The 14,206-nt window shown below is 68.3% G+C and carries 12 protein-coding genes and 1 pseudogene; 5 read left to right on the forward strand and 8 right to left on the reverse strand.

The features are described 5' to 3' along the window. The first annotated feature begins 211 nt into the window (after window positions 1-211). Complete coding sequence (locus tag HCU76_RS06800) at window positions 212-1,006, forward strand: fumarylacetoacetate hydrolase family protein (RefSeq protein WP_218508855.1); 795 nt, start codon at window positions 212-214, stop codon at window positions 1,004-1,006. 24 nt (window positions 1,007-1,030) lie between these two features. Here the strand turns inward: HCU76_RS06800 and cutA are convergent. The 8 genes and pseudogenes from cutA to HCU76_RS06840 all read right to left on the reverse strand — a co-directional run. Then, window positions 1,031-1,207: pseudogene (gene cutA, locus HCU76_RS06805) on the reverse strand (divalent cation tolerance protein CutA); the annotation flags it as partial. A 14-nt stretch (window positions 1,208-1,221) separates the two neighbouring features. Next, window positions 1,222-2,370 carry an acyl-CoA dehydrogenase family protein gene (locus tag HCU76_RS06810; protein WP_218508857.1) on the reverse strand — a complete coding sequence of 383 codons (1,149 nt, stop codon included), beginning with the start codon at window positions 2,368-2,370 and terminating at the stop codon, window positions 1,222-1,224. A gap of 23 nt (window positions 2,371-2,393) precedes the next feature. Continuing rightward, window positions 2,394-3,959 (reverse strand): long-chain-fatty-acid--CoA ligase, encoded by a 1,566-nt coding sequence (locus tag HCU76_RS06815; RefSeq protein WP_218508858.1) that lies wholly within the window; start codon window positions 3,957-3,959, stop codon window positions 2,394-2,396. Between the two features lie 39 nt (window positions 3,960-3,998). Beyond that, window positions 3,999-5,084: a CaiB/BaiF CoA-transferase family protein gene (locus HCU76_RS06820; RefSeq protein ID WP_218508859.1), complete on the reverse strand. Its 1,086-nt coding sequence runs from the start codon at window positions 5,082-5,084 to the stop codon at window positions 3,999-4,001. 18 nt (window positions 5,085-5,102) lie between these two features. Then, window positions 5,103-6,254 (reverse strand): acyl-CoA dehydrogenase family protein, encoded by a 1,152-nt coding sequence (locus HCU76_RS06825; protein ID WP_218508860.1) that lies wholly within the window; start codon window positions 6,252-6,254, stop codon window positions 5,103-5,105. Window positions 6,255-6,258: 4 nt separating this feature from the next. Then, a complete protein-coding gene (locus HCU76_RS06830) occupies window positions 6,259-7,446 on the reverse strand; it encodes an acyl-CoA dehydrogenase family protein (RefSeq protein ID WP_218508861.1) in 1,188 nt (395 codons plus the stop codon). A gap of 89 nt (window positions 7,447-7,535) precedes the next feature. After that, window positions 7,536-9,584, reverse strand: coding sequence for an AsmA family protein (locus tag HCU76_RS06835; protein ID WP_218508862.1), 2,049 nt, complete (start codon window positions 9,582-9,584; stop codon window positions 7,536-7,538). Further along, window positions 9,577-9,813: a DUF2789 domain-containing protein gene (locus HCU76_RS06840; protein WP_213957705.1), complete on the reverse strand. Its 237-nt coding sequence runs from the start codon at window positions 9,811-9,813 to the stop codon at window positions 9,577-9,579. The genes HCU76_RS06835 and HCU76_RS06840 overlap by 8 nt, the downstream gene beginning before the upstream one ends. Window positions 9,814-10,062: 249 nt before the next feature. On the opposite strand from HCU76_RS06840, the gene HCU76_RS06845 reads away from it, so the two are divergent. From HCU76_RS06845 to HCU76_RS06860, 4 genes are all read left to right on the forward strand, one after another. Beyond that, window positions 10,063-10,872 (forward strand): hypothetical protein, encoded by an 810-nt coding sequence (locus HCU76_RS06845; RefSeq protein WP_218508863.1) that lies wholly within the window; start codon window positions 10,063-10,065, stop codon window positions 10,870-10,872. Window positions 10,873-10,977: 105 nt separating this feature from the next. Beyond that, the gene (locus HCU76_RS06850; RefSeq protein ID WP_218508864.1) at window positions 10,978-12,057 is read left to right on the forward strand and encodes a catalase; all 1,080 of its coding nucleotides are present in this window, start codon (window positions 10,978-10,980) and stop codon (window positions 12,055-12,057) included. Beyond that, a complete protein-coding gene (locus HCU76_RS06855; RefSeq protein ID WP_213957702.1) occupies window positions 12,054-12,692 on the forward strand; it encodes a hypothetical protein in 639 nt (212 codons plus the stop codon). Before HCU76_RS06850 ends, HCU76_RS06855 begins: the two co-directional genes overlap by 4 nt. Next, window positions 12,689-14,164 (forward strand): hypothetical protein, encoded by a 1,476-nt coding sequence (locus tag HCU76_RS06860; RefSeq protein ID WP_218508865.1) that lies wholly within the window; start codon window positions 12,689-12,691, stop codon window positions 14,162-14,164. Before HCU76_RS06855 ends, HCU76_RS06860 begins: the two co-directional genes overlap by 4 nt. The last annotated feature ends 42 nt before the right edge of the window (window positions 14,165-14,206 follow it).

A 14,206-nucleotide genomic window follows, 5' to 3' on the forward strand; every position in this document is an offset into this window, starting at 1 on the left:
GATGTGCGTATGCCATGGGATACCTCCGTGCGGTGGATCGAGGGGAGGTGGATGCTATCAAAGGCGGCGCATTGCATGCTTGCGAGTGCGTGCGCCACGCCGGGTTTGTCCTCGACCCGTGAAGTCATCCCGCGGCCGATACTGCGCGCCGAAACGTCACGACATTCAGGTGGCGCCTCTCGCATCTTGCCGATCAAGAAGGAGATATCGAATGACAGCCCGCAATCGCAGGTCCATGCTGCAGGTCACCACCGCCGCCGCAGTCGGCGCGCTATCAGGCTGCGCCACAGGCTCGGGCGGCGGTGCTGCAGGCAAGCCGATGTTCGCGGTGGCCGGCGCGACCATTCCGGTGGTCGGCAGCGACCAGGTCTTCCCGGTCCGGCGCGTGTACTGCATCGGCCGCAACTACGCCGCGCATGCAATCGAGCGCGGCTCCGATCCGAACCGCGAGCCGCCCTTCTTCTTCCAGAAGCCGAACGATGCGGTGCAGCTCGTGCCGCAGGGCGCGACCATCGACCATCCGTATCCGCCGCTGACGAAGAACTACCACTACGAGGTCGAGCTCGTCGCCGCGCTGAACAAGGGCGGGCGAAACATCCCGCCCGAGAAGGCGCTCGATTGCGTCTATGCCTATGCCGTCGGCCTCGACATGACCCGCCGCGACCTGCAGAACGCCATGGCCAACGAGAAGAAGCCCTGGGAGATCGGCAAGTCCTTCGACCATTCGGCGGTGGTCAGCCACCTGCATCCCGCAAGCCGCACCGGGCACTTCGACAAGGGCGCGATCTGGCTCAAGGTCAACGGGCAGGTGAAGCAGGCGAGCGACCTGTCGAAGATGATCTGGAACGTGGCGGAGCAGATCGCCAAGCTGTCGGAGTCGAGCGAACTGTTCCCGGGGGACATCATCTATTCGGGGACGCCGGAGAACGTCGGGCCGGTGGTGAAGGGCGATGTGATGACGGGGCACATCGATGGGCTGTACGACATCAACGTCCGGGTCGTGTGATCCGACTCCCGGGTCAGGTGCGCGCTACTCGCCCGTCGAATTGGCCGCGATCCATTCCCCGTAAGGCACGTAAACGTGCTCGAACGGGATCGCGTGAATGGCTGGCAGTTCGTAGCCGTGCAATGCCCTGATCGCGGCTTCGACGGCGGCATAGCGCTCGCTCGTAGTCTTGAAGAGGACGCGGGACTCGTTCTGCACCGCGCCACTCCAGGTGCTTACAGCGCCCGCGAGATCACCTCTTTCATGATCTCGTTCGTGCCGCCATAGATGCGCTGCACGCGCGCGTCGGCGTACATGCGCGCCACCATGTACTCGCTCATGAAGCCGTAGCCGCCGAACAGTTGCAGGCATTCGTCGACCACGCGGCCTTGCGTCTCCGAGCCCCAGAGCTTGGCCATGGATGCGGTGGCGGTGTCGAGCTTGCCGGCCACCAGGTCTTCCACGCAGCGGTCGATGAAGGCGCGGCCCACCTTGATCTGCGTGGCGATCTCCGCCAGCTTGAACTTGGTGTTCTGGAAGTCCGCAATCGGCTTGCCGAACGCCTTGCGGTCCCGCACGTAGCCGAGCGTGGCCTCGTAGGCGCCTTCCATCGTGGCCAGCGCGCTCACGCCGATGATGGTGCGCTCATAGGGCAGGTCGGACATCAGCTGGAAGAAGCCCTGCCCTTCCTGCGCGCCGAGCAGGTTGGCCGCCGGCACGCGCACGCCGTCGAAGAAGAGCTCCGAGGTGTCCTGCGCCTTCATGCCGATCTTGTCGAGCACGCGGCCGACGCGGAAGCCCTTGCAGCCTTCGGTCTCGACGATGAGGATCGAAGTGCCCTTGGCGCCCTGCTTCGGATCGGTCTTGACGACCACCAGCACCACGCCGGCCAGGAAGCCGTTGGTGATGAAAGTCTTGGAGCCGTTGATGACGTAGTCGTCGCCGTCCCGCTCGGCGCGAGTGCGCACGCCCTGCAGGTCGGAGCCCGCGCCCGGCTCGGTCATGGCGATGGCACCGACCAACTCGCCGCGCGCCATGCGCGGCAGGTACTCGCGCTTCTGCGCGTCGGTGCCGTGGTTGAGGAAGTAGTGCGCGACGATGGCATGGACCGACGTGGACATGCCATTGAGCCCGCGCCGCGCCGATTCCTCGTAGAACACGGCCTCATGGCGGAAGTCACCGCCACCGCCGCCGTATTCCTCGGGGATGTCGGCGCAGATCAGGCCGAGTTCGCCGGCCTTGCGCCAGATGGCATGGCCCACATGGCCGTTCTTGCGCGCCTCCTCGTCGTGCGGGAGCATCTCGGTCTCGATGAAGCGCACCACGTTGTCGCGGTAGAGCTCCAGGTCTTCATCGCTCCAGGAGCGGTGGAAATCGATGGGCATTTGGTGTCTCCTGTAATTGCTCTTCAGCCGACGCGTCTTTCGCGTCCGGCCCAGAACGGTTCGCGCAACTGGAACTTCTGCAGCTTGCCCGCCGCAGACAACGGCAACGCATCGCGGAACTCCACGCTGCGCGGGCACTTGTAGCTGGCGATCTGGTCGCGGCAGTGCGCAATGATGGCATCGGCGTCGATCTCCGCGCCCTCGCGCCTGACGATCACCGCATGCACGCGCTCGCCCCACTTGTCGTCCGGCACGCCGATCACCGCGGACATCAGCACCTGCGGCATCTGCGCGATCGCGTTCTCGACCTCGGCCGAATAGACGTTCTCGCCGCCGCTCACGATCATGTCCTTCATGCGGTCGACCACGAACAGGAAGCCGTGTTCGTCCATGTAGCCGCCGTCGCCGGTGTGCATCCAGCCGCCGCGCAGCGCGGCCTCGGTCTCCTGCGGCTTGTTCCAGTAGCCCTTCATCACGGTCGGCCCGCGCGCGCAGATTTCGCCGACCTGGCCCAGCGGCACTTCGTTGTCGTTGTCGTCGACGATGCGGATCTCCGCCGCGGGCACGGGCGTGCCGGCCGAGCGCAGGAGGCGGTTGCGGTCCGGCCCGGGCAGGTGGCTGTGCGGCATCAGGATGGCCACGGTGGGCGACAGCTCGGTCATGCCGTAGGCCTGGGCGAAGGAGCTCTGCGGCAGGGCGCGCATGGCCTGTTCGAGGAGCGCGACGTCGATCGGCGCCGCGCCGTAGAACATCATCTTCAGGCTCGACAAGTCGAACTCGGCAAAGCGCGGATGCTCGATCACGCGCTTGATCATCGTCGGCACCAGGAACAGCTCGGTGGCGCGCGCGGTCTGGATGGCCTGCAGGATCGCGACCTCGTCGAACATCGGCAGCACATGCTGCGGCACCAGGCGCAGCATGCTCTGCACCGACAGGCCGCATCCGGCCACATGGAACATCGGCACGCCGATCACGGTGGCGGCGCCGCGGGCATCGCGCGGCACCGCGGCGATGGAACTCAGGCCGTTGGTGTAGATGTTGCCGTGCGTGAGCATCACGCCCTTGGGCCGGCCGGTGGTGCCGCCGGTGTACATGACGGCGGCGAGTTCCTCGGCATCGTGCGGCGCATCGTCGATGGGCGTGGCAGCGGCCAGCAGCGCCTCGTAGCCCAGCATGCCCTCGGGCGCCGGGCCGTCGCCGCAATGGATCACCGTGTGCAACGAGGTCGAGAGCTTGAGCAGTCCGGCCGCCATGGGCGCGAACAGGTCGTCGACCAGCAGGATGCGCGTGTCGCAGTCGTCCAGCGAATAGGCGACCTCCTTCGGGTTCCAGCGGATGTTGACCGGGTTGATGACGCCGCCGCCCCACCAGGTGCCGAAGAAGTACTCGACGAAGCGGTGCGAGTTGAGGCTCATCATGCCGACGCGGTCGCCGCTGCCCATGCCGAGCTTCTGCAGCGCGGTGCCCAGGCGCGCCACGCGGTCGGTGAACTCGCCGAAGTCGAGGCGGCGGCTGCCGCAGACCACCGCGGTGTCGCGCGGCTTCTCGCGGCGGCCCTTGTGCAGGGGCAAGGTGAGGCTCATGTACATGCGGGTCGTCTCCTTCGGTGGCTTGATTCGATCGGCTTGCTACGCAGCCGCGCCCCAGCGGCGCAGCACGGCGGTGGCGTCCTCGCGAGGCTGGCCATCTGGCTGGTCGGGCGCAGTGCGGCTGAAGCGCGGCGCGGGCGCGGGCTGCACCACGCCGCCGACGTTCACGAAGGTGCCGCGTGCCACGTTGTGCGGATGCGCAGGGGCCTCGTCCCAGTCGAGCACCGGCGCGAAGCAGGCATCCGTGCCTTCGAGCAGTGCGCACCATTCGTCGCGCGTGCGGGTGCGGAACACGTCGGCCAGCCGCAGCTTGAGCAGCGGCCAGCGCGCGCTGTCCATCTGGGCGTCGAAGGCGGGGTCGTCCGCGAGGCCGCAGCGGTCGCGCAGCAGCGCGTAGAACTGGGGCTCGATGGAACCGATGGACACATGCTTGCCGTCGGCGCAGGCGTAGGTGTCGTAGAAGTGCGCGCCGCCATCGAGGAAGTTCTCGCCGCGGTTGTTGTTCCAGCGGCCCTCGGACTTGAAGCCGTACAGCATGGCCGACAGCAGCGCCGCGCCGTCGGTCATTGCGGCGTCCACCACCTGGCCCTTGCCCGAACGCTGCGCCTCGTGCAGCGCGCTCAGCACGCCCACTGCCAGCAGCATCGCGCCGCCGCCGAAGTCGCCGACGTAGTTGAGCGGCGGCACCGGAGCCTCGCCCGGACGGCCGATCGCATGCAGCGCACCGCTGATCGCGATGTAGTTGATGTCGTGACCCGCGGCATGCGAAAGCGGCCCGTGCTGGCCCCAGCCGGTCATGCGGCCGTAGACCAGGCGCGGGTTGCGCGCATGGCAGGCGTCGGGGCCGAGGCCCAGGCGCTCCATGACGCCGGGCCTGAAGCCTTCGATCAAGACATCCGCGCTCGCGATGGCATCGAGCATCGTCTGCGTCGTGCCGGCCGCGCGCAGGTCGAGCTGCAGCGTGCTACGGCCGCGCGCCAGGATGTCGTGCGGACTCGCGGGCGTGCCCGGCCGTTCGACCCGGATCACCTCCGCGCCCATGTCGGACAGCAGCATCGCGCAGAACGGCGCGGGGCCGAGGCCCGCCATCTCGATGACCCGAAGGCCTTGCAGTGGACCTGCCATGTCAGTCTCCCTTGGTTGTCAGTTTGAATTCAGCTTCGCGACACGCCGCAGGTGCCATGACGCGGGGCCGAACAATCCTTCGATGAGCGTGGCCCGGCGCACGTAGTGGCCGACGGCCAGCTCCTCCGTCATGCCCATGCCGCCGTGCAGTTGCACCGCGCCCTGCCCCACCGCCTTGCAGGCCTTGGCTGTCGCGACCTTGGCCGAGGACACGGCGCGCGCACGCTGGCTCACGTCGAGTTCGTCGTTGCCCAGGGCCTCCGCCACGCTGTTCGTTAGCGCCGCCGCCTGCTCCAGCGCCATGTGCATGTCGGCCAACCGGTGCTGCAGCACCTGGAAGCTCGCGATGGGCACGCCGAACTGCTTGCGCTGGCGCACGTAGTCGAGCGTGTCGTGCATCAGGCGGCGCATGACGCCGGTGGCCTCGGCGCAGACGGCCAGCGTGGCCTCGTCGAGCGCCTGCTCGATCTCCGGCAGTGCGCCGCCTTCGCTGCCGAGGAGCGCGTCCATCGGCAGTGCAACGCCGTCGAAGGCGATCTCGGCGGCGCGGTCACCGTCGCGCGTGGCATAGGGGCGCATGCTGATGCCGGGGGTCTCGCGCGGCACCAGGAGCAGCGAAAGCCCACCCGCCTCGCCCGCGCCGCCGCTGCTGCGCGCACTGACGATGAAGTGGCTGGCCCACGGCGCCGCATGCACGACCGACTTGCGGCCATCGAGCCGGAAGCCATCGCCCTCGCGCACCAGCGTGGTCCGCACGTCGGCAGGGTCATGCCAGCCTTGCACTTCGGTGTGGCCAAAGGCAATGACAGCCTCGCCCGCAACGGCGCGCGCCAGCAGTGCATCGGCCCGGGCGCCCGCGTTGCGTTGCAGCAGGCCGGCGCCGATGACGATGGTCGAGAGATAGGGCTCGGCGGCCAATGCACCTCCGAGCGTTTCCATCATGGCGGCGTGCGCAGACATTCCGCCGCCGAGTCCGCCGTGCCCCTCCGGCAGCGCCACGCCGAGCAGGCCAAGCTCATGCGCGAGTCCTTGCCAGAACGGAGGCGGCGCCGTATGCGCCTGCGCCAGTGCTTGCAGCCGCTGCGGGAGGCTGTGACGGTCGTCGAGATAGCGCACGAGGCTGTCGCGCAGCATCGCGAGCGTGTCTTCCTGGTCGGTGGTCGTGGTCATGCGATCAGTGGGCCAGGAGGTGGGCGGCAATGATGTTGCGCTGGACTTCGTTGGTGCCCGCGTAGATGGAAGCGGCGCGGTCGTTGAGGTAGGCCGACATGGCGAATACAGCCTCTTCGGGCAGCGGCAGTTCACCCGCTTCGCAGTCGGCCATCGGCACGTCGATGGCGGCCTGCGGGCCGGCGATCTCGACCGCCAGTTCGGTGATGCGCTGGCGCAATTCGGAGCCGAGCACCTTGCCCATCGATGGCCGGATGCCCGGCGGCTCGCCGCGCGCCTGCGCCCGGAGTTGCAGCAGTTCCGTCGCCTCGACCGCGTCGATCGCGCACTCGATCCCGGCCAGGCGCAGGGCCATGTCGGACGCGGCCTGCTCGTGCCCCGCAAAGGCCGCAACGGCGGCGGCGCGCAACCGGCGCAGGCGCTCGCGCAGCATCGGCGTCCAGGCGCCGCCGCGCTCGTGCTGCAGCAGGTACTTGGCGACCGTCCAGCCCTGGTTCTCCTCGCCGAGCAAGCTGTCGGCGGGCACACGCACGTCATCGAAGAACACCTGGTTCAACTCGTGGTCGCCCGAGATGCTGATGATCGGCCGCACCGTGATGCCCGGCGTCTTGAAGTCGAAGCACAGGAAGCTGATGCCCTGCTGCGCCTTGCCGCTGGCGCTGGTGCGCACCAGGCAGAACATCTTGTTGGCGTACTGCGCATGCGTGGTCCAGATCTTGGTGCCGTTGATCACGTAGTGGTCGCCGTCGCGCACCGCCTTGCATTGCAGCGACGCCAGGTCCGAGCCCGACTGCGGCTCCGAATAGCCCTGGCACCAGTAGTCGTCGCCCGATCGGATGCCGGGCAGCCAGGCGCGCTTCTGCGCCTCGGTGCCGAAGGCGATGATCACCGGCGCGACCATGCCGGTGCCCATCGGCGCCACGCGCGGCGCGTCGGCCGCGGCCAGCTCGCTCGCAAAGATGTAATGCTGCATCGGCGACCAATCGGTGCCGCCATGCTCAACGGGCCACTTCGGCGTGCTCCAGCCACGGCGCGCAAGGATGCGGTGCCAGCGGATGCCGTCTTCGTAGTCGTTGAAGATGCCGGAGCAACGCCGGCCGGCCACGCGCAGTTCGGGCGTCAGTTCACGCGCGAGGAAATCGCGCACCTCGTCCCTGAACGCTGTCTCCGCAGGGCTGAGTTTCCATGCCATCGTCTTGTCTCTCATCGGGCAGAAGGGACGAGTGTGCCGGCTGGGGCCGCGCGGCGGCATCGTCGGATCGGACGAACCTGCGTGCGTACTCAACGTCCGAGCAGGTTGCGCACCGGACGGAACGGGCGTTGCTGCTCCTTGCCGGAAGCCTTGCCGGCGCCCTTGCCCGCGCCACCGCCCGACGCCGCAGCGTCACACACCGACGCGCCGCGCCACGTACGCAGCGCCGGCGCCAGCAAGGACCAGCCGCCCGTCGCCGCGGCAATGCCCAGGTCGGCCGCCTGCCTGGCCGCGCCCAGCGGGTTGATGCTGAGTTCCGGCGCCTGCAGCGGGCCGGTGAGCAACAGCAGTTCGACCATGTTGGCCGCCTTCAGGTCCAGCCCCTTCTTGGCCTGGGGCTGGAATGCCAGCCCGATGGTCTGCCGCGCCAGGTTGATCTGGCCGCTGGCCGAGACCGCGACCTGCGAAGTCTCCATGGCCATCGAACGATCGATCTTCGCCACGCCGTTGCGCAGCGGAAGCCGCGCCACCACGCACTGGAGCACCAGGTCCCGGTGCGGCACCGATTTGGGCAGCAGCGCTTCGAGGACGCGCGCGACGATGTTCTGGTCGAGCGAGCCGCCCGAGGTGCCGACCAGCGCAACGCCGCTGAACGTGAGCAGCGCGTCGCCGGTGGCGGAGGCGGCGAGCTTCGCCGGGGTCTGGCCGGCCATCGAGACCTTGAGATCGAGGTTCGCCCGACCTCCCTTGAAATGCTTGCCGCCGCTGGAGGCCACGGCTCCGAGCGCGTCGATGGAGACCGACCGGGCATCGACCTGCGCCTCCACCTGCGGCGCCGCGCCGTCACGTTGCGAGACCTTGAGGCGCGTGCGGACTGGCCCGTCCGCGAAAGTGAAATCCAGCCGGCTCACGTCGAGCAGGCCAGCGCTGTTGACCAGCCGCGCGTCGAGCGCGGAGAGGGGCGGCATGCCGGGCACTTCCAACCTCTCGATCCTGAGGGCGATCTCCGCATCGATCGACGGCAGGTCGTCGAAGGGCAAGGGCGCATCGCCGAACAAGGGCTCGCGTCGCTGCGCGGGTGTCGAAGGCGCACGGGTCGGCGCGGCGCTCGCACGCAGCCGCGCAAGATCAATGGTCGCTGCCGCAAGCGTCGCCTGCACGCGCAAGGGCTCGGCCTGCGCGTTCACGCTCCCTGTGAATTGCTGCCCGGCGATGGACAAGGTCATCACCTCGGCCTGCCATTGCCTGGGTGCGAGGGTCGCGGTTGCGCTCGCCTCAACGGGCATCGGCAGGGCCGCGAGGGCCGCCGCGAAATGCGGCAGCGCCGCGCCCGAGGTGACGCGCAACGCCAGCTTGCCGTTGAACGTGTCCGCACTGGCGCCCTGGCCCAGCTTGCCTTCGGCGGAAAGCGACGCACCCCCAGTGCTGAACTTCAACGCGATCGGCCAATCGTCCGCGCCGTCGAGCAGGTTGTCGAGCAGCCCGGTGCGGCCTTCGATCTTCCAGGCCTGCTTGCCGCTGGTGATCGCTGCATCCAGCGCGTTTCCATCACCCTGCGCGGCCAGGCGGAAGGAATCGATGTCGAGCTGGCGCTTGGCACCGCCCTTGCCGCCGGGGTAGCGCAGCCGCGCATCGGTGACGGTGACATGGTCGAGCGCCAGCAAGGACGAGCCACCCTTCGGCGACGCTGCTGCCGGCGCGTGCGGTAGTTGCCAGTTGAAGCGGCCCTCGCCGTCGGATTCGAGTTCGAGGTCCAGCCCCTTCACCTCCACGCTCAGGATGCGCAACTCGCGATGCAGCAAGTCCTGCAGCGACAGCTCGAAGGCGACAAGTCCGGCATGGGCCATCTGCGGCGAGGAGGCCCATTCCGCATTGGCCAGCGAGATGTCGCGCGCCTCGACGGCCAGCGTCGGCCACAGCCGGAACTTCAGGTCGCCTTCGATGCGCAGGGCGCGCCCGGTGGCTGCACTGACGTGCTCCGCGAGCATGGCCGCAAGCCGGGCCGGCGGGAAGGCTTGCCGCAAGGCGACGAGCGCCCCGGCGACGAGCAGCGCGGCAACCACCAGCAGGATGGCAGCAATGCGCAGGAAGCGCCGCACCGGGCCACGCGGCCGTGCGGCAGCCGTGGAGCTAGGCACGAAGCATCGCGTTCAACTGGTCGACCACTTCGGCCCACTCGGCGTCTTCGTTGATCTCTTCGCGCAGGAACTGCGCCTGGCTCGGTGACCAGAACGGCGCGTCGGCCAATCGAAGCTCCGCGGCAAGCGGCCGATGCTCGGCGACAAATCGCTCGATGTCCGCCGTGCTGGCGCTGGGCAGGCCGAGTTGCGCGAAGAGGGTCTCGAGGCTGTGAGGTGTCGTGTCCATGGTCCCGCACTGTAAGCACGGAACCTGGAAATGACAAAGGCTTTGGCAAGCCTCATCAGGCAATGCCGATCGAATACGCGGCGTCCAGCGTCGCATGGGAAGCATCGCCATCGCCACCAGCCATTTCATCCGCCAGCCCGGAAGCGTCCGATGGTTGCCGTGGGTAGTGACTTCTACGATCCCCAGAACCCGTCCAGGACCGATGCCGCAACCCACGCGCCGGCCTGCCAACCCCAGGAGAAGCTCCCCATGCTCATGAAGAAGCCGCGCGCCGTTTCGCGCATTTGCGCCATCGCGCTCGCCATCACAGCCTTGTCGGCCCATGCCGAAACCGAATCGCCCAGCCGGCTCGCATCGCTCGACCCTGCCGCCACGGGCGCGCCCATTGCCGCGACCCCCACGCCGGGCGAAGCCAATGGGGCGCAACAAGTCCGCCTGCGCGTCGAGAAGGGCTACCTCAAGCCCGGCTACGAAAACCTTCGCGTGGTCCGCCGTGACCACACGATGAACAACGTCGCGGGCCAGGTCGCCCTGAACGTGGCGCTCTCATTGGTCACGCGATCGGTCGTCGTCACCGGAAGCGGCTTTTCCAAGGACGACCTCGCGGGCGAGACCCTGCAGGATCTCAAGGGCGATCCCGTCCTCGCCAACCCGGCCACGAGCGACCTGAGGGACGCCCTGGGCGATGTCGCCAGCGACATCTACCGCCGCCGCGTGGCGGCCGCGCGCGCCACCGCGCTGCAGGACGGTTCCACGCCGGAAGAAATCGCCGAGGCAAGCCGGATGCCGCAAGAGGCCGACACGCCCCTGTACCCCGGCCAATGGCACCTGGTCTACGAAAACCTCTCCGGCACGGACGAGATGTTCCGGCTGCGCTTCGGCGCGGAACTCGGCCGGCCGGGCTTCATGCGTCCACCCTCCGGCTGCGCCTGGCAATCGGAGCCGATCGCCTGGACGCAATGGCAGGCCGACCACTGGCAACGACTGCGCGACGAGCGCGCCAAGGCCGTTGCAAGTTGCACCAAGGTGCTGGCCGGCACGCCCGAGAAGTTCTGGTGAAGCTTCGGAGGCCGATCGTCATCACAGTTGTGAACAGCGCGGAGAAAACTGCAACCAAAAGTTAGTCATTCCTGATAGCCTGCGGCTCTCTCCGGAGGGCTACGCATGCAGCAGGACATCACGGCGGCGCAAATGTTGGACGCGTTCAAGGAGGACGCACCCGGGCATCTCGCGGACACCCGTTGGGCGCACACCCATGGCCTGGGCGTCATGGGGCACTTCGTGGCCTCCGAGGTCGCCCGGGATTTCTGCAGCGCCGGGCACTTCCAGGGCCAGTCCGTTCCGGTCACCGCCCGCTTTTCCAACGGCTCCTCCGACCCCCAGCGCCACGACGAGCGGCCCGACACGCGCGGCCTCGCGGTCAAGTTCCATGTCACCGAAAGCATCGACCACGACCTGCTGTCGATGACGATGAACGTGTTCGGCGCCCGCACGCGGGAGGAGTTCCTCGGCGTCTCCAAGGCCTTCGTGCCCAAGCCGGTGCAGGAGGAATCGTGGTTCCGCCGGACCATCCTGGACCCGCTGATGCTGCGCAATCCCTTGCCGCCGATGCCGCCCGGCGTCACGATCAGCGGCGGCCCGGGCCTGGCGCAGTACGCCGGCTCGCATGACTTCGCCCGCGCCTTCACCATCGAGGGCGGCCTGCTGCAGGTGCCGGTGAGTTGGGCCCGCACGGCCTACCACGCGGTCCACACCTTCATGGCCGTCGGCCCCGACGGCGTGCGGCGACCGGTGCGCTTTTCATGGCAGCCGATCGACGGTGTCTTCCCGGTCCCGGCCGATCAGCAGGCGAGCAAGGCCACCGACTTCCTGACCCCCGAGATGCGCGCGCGGCTCGCGAAGGCCCCCGCCCGCTTCACGCTCAAGATGGCGATCGGCGACCCGGGTGATGCCCTGGACGACCCCTCCATGACATGGCCGGTCACGCGCCAGACCGTCAGCATGGGCACGCTGTTCATCGAGCAATTCGCGCAGGACCGTGGCGTGGACGTGGACCGCCTCAGCTTCAATCCCATGCGCCTGCCGCCCGGCATCGAAGCCTCGGACGACCCGATCCTGCATGCCCGCGGCGAGATCTACCAGCTCGGCTGCAAGGAGCGCGGCGGCATCGGTTGCCCCTTGCATGCGGCCCCCGCCGCGAACGGCGTCCGCACCACAGCGCGCAATGCGGAGGTTTCCGAATGATCGACTTCTTCAAGCAGCTGCTCGAACGCATCCTCATCCGCATCTGGTCCTGGCTGCAGCCCACCGCCGTCGCGCCCGGCGGCCCGCGCGACAGCCGGCAGGCGACCGACAACGTGATGCGCACCATGAACCTCGTGATGCCGCTCAAGAACAAGACCGCCATCGGCCGCGCGCAGGCCGCCATGGTGGTGGGCTCCTGCCTCGACGAGATCTACAGCGGCCTGGACAACGTGGGCACCGTGCACATGGCGCGCTTCTCCATCGTCGACAACAACCTGCTCATGTTCTCCTTCTACGACGGCGACTTCCATGCCTACATCCGGGACTTCATCATGACGCTGGGCAATGCCTTCGACGGGGTCGTCTCGCTGATCGAGGACCCGCCGCCGCTGCCCTGCTGGCAGCACGTCGATGCCTTCATCCAATGGGTGCACGAGCGCGACGCCTTCCAGTTGCCCGACGATCCGGGGCGCCTCGTCGAAGTCGTCGCTCCCAAGCTCGACAACCTGCAGGACCTGTCGCGCTACCTCGTGCTGCAGCTCGACAAGAACCCCAACGTGCAACTCGGCAGCTACCGCGCCTACCCGGGCTATTCGGTCGCGCAGGTGCGGCAGAAGCTGGGAGTGGGCTGGTGAGCGCGGTGCTGGCGAGCAACGCCCCAACCCGCGATGCGGGCGAGGCACGCGACCCCGGCGTCGACCTGTCCGACGTTCAGGGCAACATCCTGCGCGGCTACCGCAAGAAGCGGGTGCGGCACCTGACGGCACAAGTCATCGACGCGCGCGAGGCCCGCGCCTGGATCGCCGCCATCGTCGGGCCGGACCGCGCGCTCGCGCCCGAGATCACCGACGCCGCGCACTGGGGCAAGCAGCCGCCGGACGTGTGCTTCAACCTCGGCATTACCTTCACCGGCTTGCAGGCATTGGGCCTGCCCGATGCCACGACGTCGACCTTCCCCGAGGCCTACCGCGAAGGCATGGCCGCGCGCGCCACCAAGGTCGGCGACTGGGACAACTCCGCCCCGGCCTGCTGGCAACCGTGGTTCCAGTCTGCCGACGCCGTTCACTTCATCGTGAGCCTGCATGCCGACACGGCCGCGCTGCTCGACGACTTCGAGAAGTCCCTGGTGGCCGGCCTTGCAGGCCGCGCCTTCAAGGTCTGCGGCCGCAACGATGGCGCCTTCTTCAACGGCGACGAGGTGCACTTCGGCTACCGCGACAACATCTCGCAGCCGCGCTTCGCCAACATCAGCCCGCCCGGCAAGTACGACGACCAGCCCACTGCGCCGCTCGGCACCGTGCTGCTGGGCTACCCCACCGCGCTCGAGCAACTGACCTGGACCCTGCCCGATCCGCCCGTGCTGGGTCGCAATGGCGCCTTCAACGCCTTCCGCGTTCTGGAGCAGGACGTGGTCGCCTTCGAGAAGTACCTCGACGACGCGGCCGGGCAGTTGCTGGACAGTCCGCTGGCCGGCGAGTTGCTGCCGGCCGGGTACGACGGCGACGGCTCACCGTCCGCGCGGCTGGCGGCCATGCGCGAGGTGGTCGCCGCCAAGATGCTGGGCCGCTGGCGCAACGGTACGCCGCTAGCGCTGTCGCCGCGCACCCCCTCCCCAGGCCAGCCGGTTTCCGACACAGACTACGACTACATCGACGACGCCGCCGGCCTGAGATGCCCGATCGGCTCGCACACGCGCCGGGTCAATCCGCGCAACGCCCGGATCGTGCAGCGCGTGGCCAATCACACCCGCCGCCTGATACGTCGCGGCATCCCCTACGGCCCGCCCTACGACCCCGCGAATCCCGATGCCAACGACGGCGTCGAGCGCGGCCTGCTTGGCAGCTTCATCTGCGCCGACCTGTCCGCACAGTTCGAGGCCATCCAGTACGACTGGATCAACCTCGGCCTGCAAGACCCCCGCATCACCGGCTCCAACGATCCGATGCTGGGCGCCAACGAAGGCGATGCGGGCTGGTTCGACGTGCCGACCGCCAAGGGCACGATCCGCCTGCGCGGCGTGCCACGTTTGGTTCGCACGCGCGGCGGCGCCTACACCTTCCTGCCCAGCATCAGTGCCCTTCGGTGGATCGGCGCGCAGAAGGTATGAATCTTTCTACTGCGGCCACCGATCTCGGGTCTGCGGTGCTCA

The organism is Variovorax sp. dw_308 (assembly GCF_019207085.1).
Lineage (GTDB): Bacteria > Pseudomonadota > Gammaproteobacteria > Burkholderiales > Burkholderiaceae_C > Variovorax.

What these genes read in the sequence shown, in the direction of transcription:
- HCU76_RS06825 (WP_218508860.1), bottom strand. Translation starts at nt 6,254, where the DNA reads ATGACCACGACCACCGACCAGGAAGACACGCTCGCGATGCTGCGCGAC.
- HCU76_RS06815 (WP_218508858.1), bottom strand. Translation starts at nt 3,959, where the DNA reads ATGTACATGAGCCTCACCTTGCCCCTGCACAAGGGCCGCCGCGAGAAG.
- HCU76_RS06840 (WP_213957705.1), bottom strand. Translation starts at nt 9,813, where the DNA reads ATGGACACGACACCTCACAGCCTCGAGACCCTCTTCGCGCAACTCGGC.
- HCU76_RS06810 (WP_218508857.1), bottom strand. Translation starts at nt 2,370, where the DNA reads ATGCCCATCGATTTCCACCGCTCCTGGAGCGATGAAGACCTGGAGCTC.
- HCU76_RS06855 (WP_213957702.1), top strand. Translation starts at nt 12,054, where the DNA reads ATGATCGACTTCTTCAAGCAGCTGCTCGAACGCATCCTCATCCGCATC.
- HCU76_RS06830 (WP_218508861.1), bottom strand. Translation starts at nt 7,446, where the DNA reads ATGGCATGGAAACTCAGCCCTGCGGAGACAGCGTTCAGGGACGAGGTG.
- HCU76_RS06845 (WP_218508863.1), top strand. Translation starts at nt 10,063, where the DNA reads ATGCTCATGAAGAAGCCGCGCGCCGTTTCGCGCATTTGCGCCATCGCG.
- HCU76_RS06850 (WP_218508864.1), top strand. Translation starts at nt 10,978, where the DNA reads ATGCAGCAGGACATCACGGCGGCGCAAATGTTGGACGCGTTCAAGGAG.
- HCU76_RS06800 (WP_218508855.1), top strand. Translation starts at nt 212, where the DNA reads ATGACAGCCCGCAATCGCAGGTCCATGCTGCAGGTCACCACCGCCGCC.
- HCU76_RS06820 (WP_218508859.1), bottom strand. Translation starts at nt 5,084, where the DNA reads ATGGCAGGTCCACTGCAAGGCCTTCGGGTCATCGAGATGGCGGGCCTC.